Origin of the sequence: Acidovorax sp. 100 (assembly GCF_003688355.1) — a bacterium.
GTDB classification, from domain to species: Bacteria; Pseudomonadota; Gammaproteobacteria; order Burkholderiales; family Burkholderiaceae_C; genus Acidovorax; species Acidovorax delafieldii.
The window spans coordinates 355,756-368,925 of the sequence record NZ_REFD01000001.1 but is presented as its reverse complement, the minus strand read 5'-3'; the positions used below and the strand labels follow the sequence as shown (position 1 = coordinate 368,925).

Annotated in this window: 13 protein-coding genes; 3 read left to right on the top strand and 10 right to left on the bottom strand. The window is 69.0% G+C overall.

Translation table 11 applies throughout. The features are described from left to right. Positions 1-22: 22 nt before the first annotated feature. From C8C96_RS01775 to C8C96_RS01745, 7 genes are all read right to left on the bottom strand, one after another. Positions 23-1,912 carry a cyclic nucleotide-binding and patatin-like phospholipase domain-containing protein gene (locus tag C8C96_RS01775; protein WP_121941224.1) on the bottom strand — a complete coding sequence of 630 codons (1,890 nt, stop codon included), beginning with the start codon at positions 1,910-1,912 and terminating at the stop codon, positions 23-25. 218 nt (positions 1,913-2,130) lie between these two features. Next, positions 2,131-3,036: an alpha/beta fold hydrolase gene (locus C8C96_RS01770; RefSeq protein WP_121941223.1), complete on the bottom strand. Its 906-nt coding sequence runs from the start codon at positions 3,034-3,036 to the stop codon at positions 2,131-2,133. A 93-nt stretch (positions 3,037-3,129) separates the two neighbouring features. Continuing rightward, positions 3,130-3,657 (bottom strand): CinA family protein, encoded by a 528-nt coding sequence (locus C8C96_RS01765; protein WP_121941222.1) that lies wholly within the window; start codon positions 3,655-3,657, stop codon positions 3,130-3,132. Continuing rightward, positions 3,657-4,181, bottom strand: a complete 525-nt coding sequence (locus C8C96_RS01760; protein WP_121941221.1) for a phosphatidylglycerophosphatase A — start codon at positions 4,179-4,181, stop codon at positions 3,657-3,659. Before C8C96_RS01760 ends, C8C96_RS01765 begins: the two co-directional genes overlap by 1 nt. 18 nt (positions 4,182-4,199) lie before the next feature. Beyond that, positions 4,200-4,679, bottom strand: a complete 480-nt coding sequence (locus C8C96_RS01755; RefSeq protein WP_121941220.1) for a universal stress protein — start codon at positions 4,677-4,679, stop codon at positions 4,200-4,202. 110 nt (positions 4,680-4,789) lie between these two features. Continuing rightward, positions 4,790-6,466 carry a DUF4139 domain-containing protein gene (locus C8C96_RS01750; RefSeq protein ID WP_121941219.1) on the bottom strand — a complete coding sequence of 559 codons (1,677 nt, stop codon included), beginning with the start codon at positions 6,464-6,466 and terminating at the stop codon, positions 4,790-4,792. Positions 6,467-6,534: 68 nt separating this feature from the next. Beyond that, positions 6,535-7,419: a LysR family transcriptional regulator gene (locus C8C96_RS01745; protein WP_121941218.1), complete on the bottom strand. Its 885-nt coding sequence runs from the start codon at positions 7,417-7,419 to the stop codon at positions 6,535-6,537. A 142-nt stretch (positions 7,420-7,561) separates the two neighbouring features. Between C8C96_RS01745 and C8C96_RS01740 the strand changes: the two genes are divergently transcribed. From C8C96_RS01740 to C8C96_RS01730, 3 genes are all read left to right on the top strand, one after another. Beyond that, positions 7,562-8,602: an NAD-dependent epimerase/dehydratase family protein gene (locus C8C96_RS01740; RefSeq protein WP_121941217.1), complete on the top strand. Its 1,041-nt coding sequence runs from the start codon at positions 7,562-7,564 to the stop codon at positions 8,600-8,602. Between the two features lie 33 nt (positions 8,603-8,635). Then, on the top strand, positions 8,636-9,817 hold the full coding sequence (locus tag C8C96_RS01735; RefSeq protein ID WP_121941216.1) for a twin-arginine translocation pathway signal protein: 1,182 nt from the start codon (positions 8,636-8,638) through the stop codon (positions 9,815-9,817). Between the two features lie 153 nt (positions 9,818-9,970). Beyond that, positions 9,971-11,287: a ferric reductase-like transmembrane domain-containing protein gene (locus C8C96_RS01730; protein WP_121941215.1), complete on the top strand. Its 1,317-nt coding sequence runs from the start codon at positions 9,971-9,973 to the stop codon at positions 11,285-11,287. A 22-nt stretch (positions 11,288-11,309) separates the two neighbouring features. Here the strand turns inward: C8C96_RS01730 and C8C96_RS01725 are convergent, their stop codons facing one another. From C8C96_RS01725 to thiL, 3 genes are all read right to left on the bottom strand, one after another. Next, a complete protein-coding gene (locus tag C8C96_RS01725) occupies positions 11,310-11,861 on the bottom strand; it encodes an RNA polymerase sigma factor (protein WP_121941214.1) in 552 nt (183 codons plus the stop codon). A 6-nt stretch (positions 11,862-11,867) separates the two neighbouring features. Beyond that, positions 11,868-12,071, bottom strand: coding sequence for a DUF2892 domain-containing protein (locus C8C96_RS01720; protein WP_056065267.1), 204 nt, complete (start codon positions 12,069-12,071; stop codon positions 11,868-11,870). Positions 12,072-12,191: 120 nt separating this feature from the next. Continuing rightward, positions 12,192-13,166: a thiamine-phosphate kinase gene (gene thiL, locus C8C96_RS01715; protein WP_121941213.1), complete on the bottom strand. Its 975-nt coding sequence runs from the start codon at positions 13,164-13,166 to the stop codon at positions 12,192-12,194. Positions 13,167-13,170: the final 4 nt, after the last annotated feature.

The following is a 13,170-nucleotide window of genomic DNA, read 5'->3' as shown; positions in this document are numbered from 1 at the left end:
GGACCGGCACGGCGATGTGCGCTCAGCCGGTGCGCAACCCACCGATGCGCCGCCGCTTGGTGTCGTCCAATGCGTCCAGTACCTGGATGCCGTGCGCATACCCCTGCTGCACGATCTGCTCGAACCGGTTCCACTGCAGCATGCCCACGCGGTCCATGGGGGGGTTGAAGTACAGGTCGGTGAGCTGCTGCGACTGGCGCTGGCGCGACATGCTGTACAGGATGGTGACCTGCATGAGGTAGCTGGCCAGCGAGGGCAGCTTGTAGCGCCGCTGGGCGCGCGGGCGCAGTTTGTCGCGCAGCAGGGCCCAGCTGCTGGGGATGTCGTCCAGCTCGATGCGGCGGGGCTTGCGGAAGTTCAGGTCCACACCAATCACCGTGCCCACGCCGCGCATGCTGCTGCGCATCACATCCACTGGGAAGTTGTTGAACGTTCCACCATCGCACAGCAGGTCGCCCTCGTGCACCACGGGTGGCAGCGCGCCGGGGATGGAGATGCTGGCCAGCAGCGACTTCACCAGGCTGCCACGGCGCACCACCTGTTCGCTGGCGCGCGAGTAGTTGGTGGCCACGCAGTAGTAGTTCTTCCACAGGTCTTCCACTTGGGCCGGGAAGCCCACCAAGCTCCCCACGGCCTCGTGCAGGATGTGGCGCAGGCGGCGGCCCTTGATGAGCGACATCAGCGGCAGCAGGCTCCAGTCGCCCGTGGGGTTGGTGCGAAACGCCTCGCGGGCGTTGGCCATCACCGTCGCCAGCGGCCGGTCGGATGCCACATACGCGGCCATGACCGATCCGATGCTGGTGCCGCCCACGCAGTCGATCTCCACGCCTTCCTCCTGCAGCGCGCGGTAGATGCCCAGGTGCGCAAAGCCGCGCGCACCGCCGCCCGCCAGCACCAGGCCGACGGCCGTGCGGCTCTGGATGCGGGCTAGGCGCGCCATGTCGCGGTCGAGGGTGGGGCGCACATGCACGTGGTCGGCCACGGGGCGGCGGTCCAGCCATTGCTGGGTGCCACGTGGGCACTGCGTGCCTTCCGGGTGCAGCAGCACCAGGATCTCGGCGGCCTCGGCCAGGGGCGCGCGGCGCAGCAGGCAGTTTTCCTCGATGGGGTGGATGGCGGGCTCGACCTGCGCGTCGGCCAGCAGCAGCAACTCGTCGCAGTGGCGGCTCACGCGGCGCGTCCAGGGGGTGGGCTCGGGGTCGGCCAGCAACAGCACAAAGTCGTTGCGGGCCTCGATCTCGTCGAGCAGTATGGCAATGCGGCGGTTGGCCGTGGCGTCGGCGCCTTCGCGCTGCGCAATGCCGGGCTCCTGCAATTCGGCGTCCACGGTGGTCGAGTCCACCACCCGTACGCGGCCCACCGTGCCGAGGTGGCGCGCCAGACGCTGGCCAAAAGCCTGCAGGTCTACGCCGCTGCTCACTGGCAGCAGGCCCATGGCCACCGGGCGCTCCTGCGCGGCCGTATGGGCGGCGGTGCCGGACTGCAGGCGCTGGATGATCTGGCGCGTGAGCGCAATCGACACCTGGGCGCTGCTGGCCAGCAGGGTCTTGAACACGTCCTTGGTCAGGCGCACCAGCACCGAGTCGCGCACGGCGACCACGGTGGCGGCACGGGGTGCGTTGGTGAAAAGGCTGATCTCGCCAATCACCTGGCCCCGGCCCATGTCGGCCACGCGGCGCTGCGTGCCGCTGTGGCCGTCGTCACTGCGCACATAGGCGCGCAGGCGGCCGCTGACGGTGAGGTACATCGATTCGCCGGGCTCGCCCTGGGTCATCAGCGTGCTGCCGCCGGGCACCTCCACCCACTCCAGCTGGGCGCGCAGCAGTTCCAGCGCCTCGGGTTCGATGCCTGGCAGAAAGCTGCGCAGATGCTCGGTGAGCAGTTGGTTCTGGGTCGCGGTAAAGGGAGGCATGGTCACGCAATCGGCAAGGCACAGTGGGGGCGCTGCGGAAGGTGATGGCTTACCAGCCACCGGTGCTGGTCATGGGTTCCGCAGCGTGCGAAGCGGCGGATTTTAGGAACGCAATGTCACCTGTGCGCACTGCACGGGGCATGGTGGCCGCGCAGCGCGTGAACAAATGCACGGCAGATCTTTTCGATTGCCCTTTCGGGCCGTGTCGGACCTGGTCGTCAGCGCATGAAGGCGCTCAGCGCCTGGGCCGTGGCTTCGGGCAATTGTTCGGGGATGAAGTGCCCCGCCGGAACGGCCTGGCCAGTGACCACGCCCGCACACTGCGCCTGCCACAGCGCCAGCGGATCGAACAGCCGGTGCACCACGCCGTGCGCGCCCCAGATCACCAGGGTGTCACAGGTGATCTTCTCGCCGCGCGCGCGGCTATCACGGTCGTGGTCCAGGTCCATGCCCGCGCTGGCGCGGTAGTCCTCGCAGGCGGTGTGGATGGCTTCGGGTGTGCAAAAGCAGCGTTCGTAATCGGCCAGGGCCTGGGGCTCGATGTGGGCCAGGCCCGCGCTGCCCCAGCCGCCCAGCTTGGCGTGCAGGTAGGCGCGGGCGTTGCCGCCGATCATGGTCTCGGGCAGCGGCGCGGGCTGGATCAGGTGGAACCAGTGGTAATAGGCGCGCGCAAACTCCATGTCGGTGCGCGCGTACATGTCGAGCGTGGGGGCGATGTCGATCACGCACAGCTTCTTCACGCGCGCGGCGTGGTCCAGCGCCAGGCGGTGGGCCACACGGCCGCCCCGGTCGTGGCCGCACAGGTAGAACGTGTCGTGGCCCAGCGTGGTCATCACCTCGGCCATGTCCTGCGCCAGGGCGCGTTTGCTGTAGTTGCTGTGGTCGGGCAGGCCGGGCGCGTGGGAGGAGTCGCCATAGCCGCGCAGGTCCGGCAGCACCAGACAGTAGTCGCGTGCCAATTGCTGCGCCACGCGGTGCCACAGCGCATGGGTTTGAGGAAAGCCGTGCAACAGCAGCAGCGGGGGCGCGCCCACGGTGCCGCCGGTGCGCACAAAGATCTCCGCGCCCGAGGTGGTGATGCGCCGGGTGGCAAAGCCGTCAAACCAGGAGGGTTTCGTTGTCATGGCCGTATGGTGTGGCAAGGGGCGGGTGGAGTCCTGTCTTGTGGACGACAGCGGCTACTCAAGCCGGGGCCTGGGCGTGATGCCCCGGGTCAGTCAGGCAGGCAGCAGGCTCAGCAGACGCTTCAAGGCGTATCGCAGCGTGGCCGTGCGGACTGCGGCGCGGTCCCCGGCAAAGTGCTGCATCTCGCTGTGGGTTTCGCCGCCCACGCACCAGGCAAACCACACGGTGCCCACTGGCTTGGCCTCGGTGCCGCCTGTGGGGCCCGCGACGCCCGTCACGGCCAGGCTGACCTGCGCGCGCGAGTGGGTCAGCGCACCATCGGCCATGGCGCGTGCCACAGGCTCGCTCACCGCACCGTGCTGCTCGATCAGGCCGGGGGGTACCCCCAGCATCTCGGCCTTGGCCTCGTTGGAATAGGTCACAAAGCCGCGCTCGAACCACTGGCTCGAGCCCGACAGGTCGGTGCAGGCGGCGGCGATCATGCCGCCGGTGCAGCTCTCGGCAGTGGCCAGCATGTGGCGGCGGGCCAGCAAACGCAGCGATATTTGCGTCAAATTGGCATCAAGCGCTTGTACTTCTTGCGCTAGTAGCTCACTTTTTGATAGTGATGTGGGTGCCATCAGAACCTCCACAGTGCGATGACCAGCAAGGTACAGAAGGCTGCCACAAAGTCGTCCCACAAGATACCCCAGCCCCCGCGCCAGCCAAAGCCCTTGAACAGGCTGTCGGCCCAGCCCACCGGGCCAGGTTTGGCGGCATCAAAAAAGCGGAACAGCCCAAATGCCACCACCTGCCCCCACAGCCCCATGGGCATGGCCAGCCACAGCACCAGCCAGAAGGCCACCACCTCGTCCCACACGATGCTGCCGGGGTCGGCCACGCGCATATGGCGGGCTGTGGTGGTGCAGGCCCACCAGCCCACCACGGTGCTGACCACGATCAGCAGGCCCATCTGCCGCGGGTTCAGCCACTGCTGCAGCACCAGGTAGGCCAGCCAGGCCCACAGCGTGCCCACGGTGCCTGGCGCCTTGGGGGCCAGGCCCGCGCCAAAGCCCAGCGCCATGAAGTGGGCGGGGTGGGACAGCATGAAGCGCACGCTGGGGCGCAGGGGGGCAAGGGGTGGCAGTAGCTCGGAAGCGGTCATGTCGCGACGGAAAATTGATCAGGCGCTGGCGGCGCCGCCGTCTGCCCCGGCAGGCAGGCGCACCAGCAGTACGGGCACGGGAGCAGTGCGGGCAATCTGCTCGGCATCACTGCCCATCAGCACGCGTGCCAGGCCACGGCGCCCGTGGGTGCCCAGCACGATCAGGTCGGCGCCCCAGGCCCGCGCGTGTTCCACCACCAGGTCAGCCACCCGGGCGTCGAGGTTTTCGATCAGCACGGTGTCTACCGGCACACCGCTTTGCGCCACGCGCTCCTGGGCGCGGCGCAGCAAGGACTCGCCGGCCTGGCGCAGGCGGGGCAGCACCTCCTGGCTGTAAACCTCGGGTCGCTCAAAACCGCTGATGTGGGCCACAGGGTCCATCACGTTCAGCAGGCGAATGCGTCCGCCCGTGGCTTTGGCCAGGCCCGTGGCTTCGCTCACGGCGTGGTCGGCGGTGGGGCTGCCGTCAACGGCAACGAGGAGGTGTTGGTAACTCATGGCGGCGGGCTCCGGGGGGCTCGTTGGCGCCGTGGTAGGCGCTGTGACGGATTGTGACCGACCCGCTGTTGCGCGGGACGTTCAGAGGGCCAGTCACTGTGTCTCCAAGGTCACTGGCGTTCGATCAGCTCCACGTCCTTGGGGTAACGGATGGTGTGCTCGGCACTGAACTGCGCGGTGGTCCCTGCGGCCACGGGCTGTTGCCAGGCCACAGTGCCGGGCGTGCGGTTCCAGGCCGTGTCCGCCGGCTGGGGCTGGTAGCGCGATTCGACCTCGATCTTCTCGTTGCGCGAGACCGGTGCGGCATGCAGCACCTGCAGCGTGATGGCCGTCTTGTGGCGGTTCTCCACGCTGTAGGCCCGGCGCGTCTTGCGCTCCACGCGCGAGCCGGTAAACCCGCTGCTGCCCGTCAGATCCTGCACGGGCTCGGCCCGTACGGTGACCAGCTCATCGCGGCCAAATGACAGGCTGGTGCTGCCGGCTGGGGCGCCCGCACTGGGCGCGCCAAAGTCGATGCGGCCGTTGCCCACAAAGGCACCATCGCGGTACAGGCCCGCTGCGCCTGCCGGCCACACGCCGGGCGGCTGGGCAATGTGGGCAACCAGGTAGGCGGCTTCTTCCATGGCCGGTGCCGTGCGCGTGACCAGCGTGGCGGGGGCGCTGTGATTGCCCAGCGCCAGCGTCACGCGCTGGCCGCTGGAGGGCACGGAGATGCGCTGGGGCACGGCGAACTCGGTGGCAAACCCCTTGTCGAGGGCGCTCACGTCAAAGGTGGGCATGGCTTCCTCGGCGGCATTGCGGGACCGGGACAGGGACGCAATGGCCGGTGCGGGCGCAGGCGCCATCGCCATGGCCGGCGCGGGCGAGGCCTGCGGGGGCGGTGCCACGTTCAGCCACCAGGGGCGGGGCAGTTGCCCTTGAGTGGCGCGGCCCGGCTGGCCGGTGGATAGGGTCAGCTGCACATTGCCCCAGTCTTCACCGCTGTTCTGGGCCACCAGCGCCTGGCGTTCGATCAGCACCGTGGATTTGTTCGCATCCAGCGTGGCGCGGTAACTGGGCTGCCAGCCGGGGCCGCGCACCTGGTAGGACAGGCGCAGCTCAGACTCGCGCTCGGTAGCCAGGTTGATGGTGACTGACACCACCCGCGCACGCTGGCTGGCCGCGCGGTCGCGCTCTGTCACGAGCGGCTTGAGGGCCAGCTCCAGTGCCTCCTGCTTGCGCTGGAGCTGGTGCGCGCGCGCAAAGCTGTCCTGCCCGGATTTGCGCAGGACCTCGGCGGTGGCGGTGATCTGTGCGGGCGTCGGTGTGGCAGCACGGGGGGCGGAAGTGGCAGGCGCTGCCGACTCCGGGCCCGCGCCGGTTTGCGCCACGCTGCGCAGATAGCCGTCCACCAGCTGCAGGGCCGAGGCCTCCGCCTTCACCCCCGCGATCTGGTCCTCCAGCTCGCGGATGCGGCCGTCCAGCGGACTGGCGCAGCCTGCCGCCACATCACGGTCCTCGGTGAGCACATTGAACTCGCCCACGCGCACGGCGGGGTCGGCGTTGATCTGCAGGCTTTGCACATCCAGCGACGCGGGCAGGCAGGCCAGCGTGAGGCTGCGCGCGCCAGCGGCCACCTTGGCCACGCGCTCTACCGTGGCGCTGCCGGGGTAGACGGTGACACGGGCGATGCGGGAGGTGTCTTGGGCGGCTGCAGACAGCGGGGCCAGGACGGCCAGGCCCAGTACCAGCAGTGCGGGGCGCGCTGGAAGGTGAAGGAAGGGGAATGGGGGGCTCACGGGGCGCATGGGGCTCCTTGGGCGCAATGGACAAAGGGACTGGGATGCTAGCAGCCAGGCAGCGAGCTGCCCGTGGTCTACAGCACCAAGGGCACCTCTGCCGCCAGAAAGTCATACACCGCCCGAATCTTGCGGCTGGTGCGGATCTCGCGGTGCACCGTGAGCCAGATGGGCAGCTCGGGCAATGGCAGCTGGGGAAGCACGGCCACCACGTTCGGGTCGGTGCGGGCCAGGTAGTTGCCCACAAAGCCGATGCCCAGCCCCGCCCGCACAGCCTCCCAGTAGGCCATGAGGTCGTCGGTGCGGAACGCGAAGTGCTGGCGCTCCACCGGGTAGCCCATCGCGGCAAAGCCTTGCTGGATGTCTTCGTGCCGGTCGTTGCCCACCAGCTCGTGCTGCAGCAGGTCGGGCGGTTGGCGGGGTGTGCCCTTGCGGCGCAGGTAGTCGCGGTGGGCGTAGGCGCCCAGCGTCACCGCGCCGATGCGCTTGGCCACCAGGCTGGCCTGGTCGGGGCGCACCATGCGCAGCGCAATGTCGGCCTCGCGGCGCAGCAGGTTGGTGACCTGGTTGCTGGCCACCAGCTCCACCTGCACCTCGGGCAGCGCCTGGCGCATGCGCGCCAGCACGGGCGGCAGCAGCACGCAGGCCACGGGCTGGCTGGCGGTGATGCGCACGGTGCCGCTCACGCCTTCCTCCGCGCCCGACACGCTGCGTGCCAGCTGGTGGGCACCCATCTCCATGGCGCGGGCCGATTCGGCCAGCCGCAGCGCCGTGGCCGTGGGCAGCAGGCCGCGCCCGGTGCGCTCAAACAGCACCACGCCCAGCTGCGATTCCAGCTCGGCAATGTGGCGGCCGATGGTGGGCTGGCTGGCGTTGAGCGCACGGGCGGCGCCCAGCAGGCTGCCCTGGTCGAGTGCGGCCAGGAAGGACTGCACGAGGCTCCAGTCAAAGGTCTGGTTCATGGCAATAGCGTGCCCGCAATGGGTCAGCAGGAGGGTGGTTGGAGGTATTCATATTTGCATTGCTGATATGAACACTTAGCCAATTGTGTAACGGTGCCGGCGTTTTCACAATCGCCCCATCCCTTGTGAATGGAGCCCTCAGATGATCACCCACACTCGTTTTCCACACTCCACGGACAATCCCTCCACCGTGTTGATCCTGGGCGCCCGGGGGCGGCTGGGACTGGCGGCCACCCGCGCCTTTGCACAGGCAGGCTGGCAGGTGCTGGCCCAGGTGCGCCCCAGTGCGCAGAGCGCTGCATTGCCCGCCATTCCTGGCGTGTGGTGGATGCCGGTGGCAGTGGAAGACACTGCCGCGCTGGCGGCCCAGGCACAGAGCGCGCAGGTGGTGGTGCATGCGCTCAACCCTGCCTACACCCACAAGGCCTGGCGCGAGCAGGCACCGGTGCTGATGGAGGCGGCCATCGCCGTCACCCGCCAGCTGCGTGCCACGCTGATGCTGCCGGGCAACGTCTACAACTTTGGCGAAGCCATGCCGCCCGTACTGCGCGAAGACACATCCCAGGCCGCCACCGGTTTCAAGGGCCGCATGCGGGTGCAGCTGGAGCAGCGACTGCAGGCCGCCACGCGACAGGGCGAGATACGTGCTGTGGTGTTGCGCGCCGGGGATTTTTTTGGCAGCGGCACGGGCAGCTGGATCGACCAGGCCATTGCCAAGGACCTGCCCCGGGGCCGCATCACCTGGCCCGGCCCGCTGGACGTAGCCACGCCCTGGGCCTACCTGCCCGACCTGGCCCGCACCTTCGTGCGCGTGGCGCAAGAGCGTGACCGGCTGGCCGCCTTCGAGTGCCTGCATTTCGCTGGGCACCACGTTACCGCGCAGCAGTGGCTGCACAGCTTCACGGCCATTGCAGCAGAGCAGGGCTGGTTGCCCGATGCGGGCGCGCTGCGGGTGGGCCAGTTACCGTGGCCGCTGCTGCGCGTGATGGGGCTGGTGGCCCCCACGTTCGCTGCGCTGGCGGACATGCGCTATCTGTGGCGCACGCCCCACCGTCTGGACAACACCCGCCTGCGCGCGCTCATCGGCGACGAGCCCCACACCCCCTTCGATCAGGCCGTGCGCCAGGCGCTGGTCGATTTGGGGCTGGTGTCCATCTGTTCAATCCGTGCCGCGCTGGCCTGACCGCATCACCTTTTGAACCACCGGAGCATTCTCATGAACCGTCGCAACTTCATCCGTTTGGCAGGGGGTGGCACCATCGCCGCCGCTACTGCGGGCACGCTGGTCGCCTGTGGTGCCGTGGGCTCGCACTATCCCGCCGAGGCGGTGGAGGCCTGGAAAGGTCCGGTGGGCGAGACCGATCTGCGCCGCCGTGCCGTGGCCTATGCCATCACCGCACCCAATTCGCACAACCTGCAGCCCTGGCTGGTGGACTTGCGCGAGAGCGGTGTCATCACCCTGCGCACCGACCCTGCGCGGGTGCTGCCACAGACGGATCCGTGGGGGCGCCAGATCCTGATCGGCCATGGCGCCTTTCTGGAGCTGCTGGTGATGGCGCTGGCTCAGCAAGGCGTGGCCAGCGAGGTGTTGCTGTGGCCACAGGGCGAGATGCCTGCGGCCCTGAAGGACTGGGACGACCGTCCCGTGGCGCGCATCACCCTCAAGCCTGGTGGCCAGCCCGACCCGCTGTTTGCGCAGGTGCTGCTGCGCCGCACGCCCAAGACGGATTTCGATACCACCCGGGCCATCGCGCCCGGGGTGCTGGCCCAGTTGCTGGGCAGCGCCCCGGCTGAAGCCCCGCTGCGCGTGGGCGGCACCGTCAGCGCCGAACAGTTGCCCGCGCTGCGCACGCTGTGCTGGGAATCTGCCCGGGTAGAGCTGCTCACGCCGCGCACCATGATGGAAAGCATCCAGCTCACCCGCGTGGGCCCGGCCGAGATCCTGCAGCACCGCGATGGCATCTCGATCAACTCGCCCTTTGTGCGCGCGGTGTCGGCCCTGGACATGTTCGACCGCACCCAGCCCCCGGCCGAAGGCAGCGCCGCCTACAAAAGCGCCATGGGGCGTTTTGAGGGCCATAGCCGCACGGCCATGGGTTTTGTGTGGATCACCGGCCCCAACACCCGCAGCGACCAGATCCGTACCGGGCGCCTGTATGTGCGCCAGCAGTTGCAGGCCACGGCGCTGGGTGTGGGCATGCACCCCATGAGCCAGGCGGTGCAGGAGTTTGCCGAAATGGCCCCGCACTTCGAGCGCGTGCACCAGCTTTTGCTGGGGCGGCCCGCGCCGCGCACGCCCCAGGAGTCCACCGTGCAGATGTTCTGCCGCATGGGCTACCCGCAGGGCGAGGTGCCTGCCACGCCGCGCAGGCCGCTCGCGCGTTTTGTGCGGACTTGATTGCGGGGCGGCCGGCCCCCGCGCAGCGGGCTGATGCAGATCAACCTCCGGCCACAAGCTGCAGCGCTTTGCCGCTGCTTCACACACCGTTCAGGTGGCGTTCATCGCAGGTTTCTATATTTGCTGCATTGCAACAAATAGTGGGAACTGGTGATGTGGAAGAAGGTCTTGGGGGGCTCCCTGGTGCTGGCATGTACGGCGTGGCTGCTGGCACTGTGGGTGCCCCAGCCTGCGCCGCCCGCGTGGGGCGATGTCTGGTGGTGGCGCAACCAGCTGATCCTGCTTACCGGGGTGGGGGCCTGGGCGCTGATGTCGCTGATCATGGTGCTGGCCGTGCGCCCCGCGTGGCTGGAAAAGCCGTTGGACGGCCTGGACAAGAGCTACCGCCTACACAAGTGGGCGGGCATTGGCGCGATTGTGCTGGGGTTGGCGCACTACGGGCTGCAACTCTCGCGCAGCCTGCTGGCCGCCTGGGTGGGTCGCCCGGTGCGCACGCCGCGCGCAGACTGGTGGCTGAACACCTTCCGCCACCTGGCCGAGGAGATGGGGGAGTGGGCTGTGTGGTTCCTCGCGGCCATGCTGGTCATCACGCTGTGGCAGCGGTTCCCGTACCACGTGTGGCGCTACCTGCACAAGCTGCTGGCCTTGGTGTACCTGGTGCTGGCCTTCCATGCCGTGGTGCTCACGCCGCCCGCCTGGTGGCAACAGCCTGCAGGCGTTCTGGTGGGCCTGTGCACGCTGGTGGGGGCGCTGTGCGCCGTGCGCTCGCTGGCCGGGGCCATCGGGCGCCGCCGCCGCCATGCAGCCCGTGTGGTGGGCGTGTCGTCCCAAGGGGGTGGGGTGCTGGAAGTGACCTGCCAGGTCAGCCCCGCCAGTGGCTGGAAGCATGCGGCCGGTCAGTTTGCGTTTGTCACCTTTGGCCGTGCCGAGGGGGCGCACCCTTTCACCCTGCTCAACGCCGACCAGGGCGATGGCGTGCTGCGCTTTGCGATCAAGGCGCTGGGCGACTACACGAGCCAGTTGCCCCTGCATGTCCGTCCCGGGCAGCAGGTGAGCATCGAGGGGCCGTACGGCTGCTTTGACTTTCGCAGCGACAGCGCCACCGTGCAGGTGTGGGTCGCCGCAGGCATTGGCGCCACGCCGTTCATGGCCTGGCTGGAGTCGATGCAGTCCACGCCCGCGCTGGCGCCCCGGGTGCACCTGCACTACTGTGTGCGCCATGCGGGCGAGGCGGTGTTTGCCGAGCGCATGGCTGCACTGTGTGCCCGCTTGCCCAGCGTGACGCTGGAGATCCACTACAGCAACGACACCGGGCCCGTGACACCCGCAGCGTTGCTCGCGGGCACCAGCCCGGCGGCGAGTGTGTGGTTCTGCGGACCGCAGGGTTTTGCCGAGGCGGTGCGCCAGGGCATGGAGCAGCTGGGGCGCTCGCCTGCGCGCTTTCACCAGGAGCTGTTCCAGATGCGCTGAGGCGGTTCTCCGCGCCGCAGCGCTACGTGGTGCCGGTGCGGTCCATGGGTGCCAGGTACTCCCGCACCAGGGCCCGCGCGCGGTGCAGGCGGCTTTTGGCCGCCTCGCGCGTCACACCCAGCCGCTGCGCCATCTCCTCGATGGTCAGCTCCTCGAAGTCGCGCATCAGCAGGGCCTCGCGGTACAGGGGCGGCAGCGAGTCGATGGCCAGGGCAAGGTCATGGCGCAGTTCGTGGTCGGGGCGGTGCGACCAGGCGAGGTTGTCTTCCACCTGTGCCAGCGGCTCGCCCTTGAGCCAGGCCAGCATGGGCTGCATGCACAGCCGCTGCACGATGCGCACCACCCACCCGCCGAACGCCGCCACCTCGCGCAGCGCGCCCACGCGGCGGTACACGATGATGAGCGCCTCCTGAACCACGTCGTCCGTCGCCGTGGTGGCGGCGCAGTGGCGCAGCGCATAGCGGCGGATGTCGGGACGGGTGAGGCGCAGCAGCTGCTCCATGGCCGCCGCGTCACCGCTGCGTGCGGCGGGGAGCAGCTGGGCCACGGTGGGGGCTGGGTGGGTGGTGGCCATGGGCGGTCACTCGACAGGCTTGCGGCCCACCATGGCACAGGCGGGGCAGTAGCCAAACGCGCCGCTCAGGATGCTGCCAACACCCGAGGCGGCCAATGCCAGGCCCAGGGGCGATGCGGACATCCACCACAGGCCTGCAGCGATGAGGGCGACGCCCCCTGCAACGCGCAGCAGGCTTTCGGGGCGGGTGATGTTCTTGCGGTACAGCATTGTGAAAAACTCCTTGGTGGGGAAATGAAGGCGCCGGCACAGGGCACCTTCCCTACCAAGAGCGGCTGGTTGCGCAAAAGGATTCATGGGTTGCAAAAAATTTTTGCCTGCCACCACCCGTCACCGGAAATGGTCGAACGAGGCGTAACGGTTCTCCACCGCCTGCCCCTGCGCGTCCACCAGCCTCAGGCCTGGCTCAGCCAGCACGGTGCCGATGCGGGTGACGGGTGTGCCGCTTGCCTGCGCCGAGGCGGCCACCGCGTCACGCCGCGCGCGCGGGGCGGTGAAGGCCAGCTCGTAGTCGTCACCGCCCGCCAAAGTGCATTGGTGGACCAGTTCAGGGTCCAATGGGCTGGTTGCGCTAGTCGAATATGCCTTTGCTGCTATCAAATGTATAGTTTTTGAGGTGTCGATACAGGCCCCTGCCCCCGAGGCTTGGAGGATGTGCGACAGGTCGCCCAGCAGCCCGTCGCTCACATCCATGGCGCTGGTGGCCACGCCGCGCAGGGCCAGGCCCAGGGCCACGCGCGGGGTGGGGCGCTCCAGCCGCTGGCGGGCGCGGGCCAGCGCCTCGGCGGGCAGGGCGATGTGGCCGAGCAGCGCCTCCAGCGCCAGCCGGGCGTCGCCCAGCGTGCCACTCACATAGATGTCGTCGCCGGGCTGTGCGCGGCTGCGCAGCAGGGCCTGGCCGGTGGGTACCTCGCCAAACACGGTGATGCAGATGTTGAGCGGGCCCTGCGTGGTGTCGCCGCCCACCAGCTCGCAGCCGTGGGCATCGGCCAGGGCCAGCAGCCCGCGCGAGAAGCCCGCCAGCCAGGCCTCATCGACCCGGGGCAGCGACAGGGCCAGCGTGAACGCGAGCGGCCTGGCACCACACGCCGCCAGGTCGGACAGGTTCACGGCCAGCGCCTTGTGACCCAGGGCTTCGGGGTCCACGTCGGCAAAGAAGTGGCGGCCCTCCACCAGCATGTCGCTGCTGATGGCCAGCTGCATGCCGGGTGCGGGCGCCAGCAGCGCGCAGTCGTCGCCCACGCCCAGGGCTGCCTTGTGGACGGGGCGGGTGAAGTAGCGGGCGATCAGGTCGAACTCACCCATGGCG

Bases quoted from the DNA above. Each gene is read 5' to 3' on its own strand.
- C8C96_RS01745 (WP_121941218.1), bottom strand. From the start codon at position 7,419: ATGAACCAGACCTTTGACTGGAGCCTCGTGCAGTCCTTCCTGGCCGCA.
- C8C96_RS01770 (WP_121941223.1), bottom strand. From the start codon at position 3,036: ATGACAACGAAACCCTCCTGGTTTGACGGCTTTGCCACCCGGCGCATC.
- C8C96_RS01720 (WP_056065267.1), bottom strand. From the start codon at position 12,071: ATGCTGTACCGCAAGAACATCACCCGCCCCGAAAGCCTGCTGCGCGTT.
- C8C96_RS01755 (WP_121941220.1), bottom strand. From the start codon at position 4,679: ATGAGTTACCAACACCTCCTCGTTGCCGTTGACGGCAGCCCCACCGCC.
- C8C96_RS01765 (WP_121941222.1), bottom strand. From the start codon at position 3,657: ATGGCACCCACATCACTATCAAAAAGTGAGCTACTAGCGCAAGAAGTA.
- C8C96_RS01775 (WP_121941224.1), bottom strand. From the start codon at position 1,912: ATGCCTCCCTTTACCGCGACCCAGAACCAACTGCTCACCGAGCATCTG.
- C8C96_RS01740 (WP_121941217.1), top strand. From the start codon at position 7,562: ATGATCACCCACACTCGTTTTCCACACTCCACGGACAATCCCTCCACC.
- C8C96_RS01730 (WP_121941215.1), top strand. From the start codon at position 9,971: ATGTGGAAGAAGGTCTTGGGGGGCTCCCTGGTGCTGGCATGTACGGCG.
- C8C96_RS01735 (WP_121941216.1), top strand. From the start codon at position 8,636: ATGAACCGTCGCAACTTCATCCGTTTGGCAGGGGGTGGCACCATCGCC.
- thiL (WP_121941213.1), bottom strand. From the start codon at position 13,166: ATGGGTGAGTTCGACCTGATCGCCCGCTACTTCACCCGCCCCGTCCAC.
- C8C96_RS01760 (WP_121941221.1), bottom strand. From the start codon at position 4,181: ATGACCGCTTCCGAGCTACTGCCACCCCTTGCCCCCCTGCGCCCCAGC.
- C8C96_RS01750 (WP_121941219.1), bottom strand. From the start codon at position 6,466: ATGCGCCCCGTGAGCCCCCCATTCCCCTTCCTTCACCTTCCAGCGCGC.
- C8C96_RS01725 (WP_121941214.1), bottom strand. From the start codon at position 11,861: ATGGCCACCACCCACCCAGCCCCCACCGTGGCCCAGCTGCTCCCCGCC.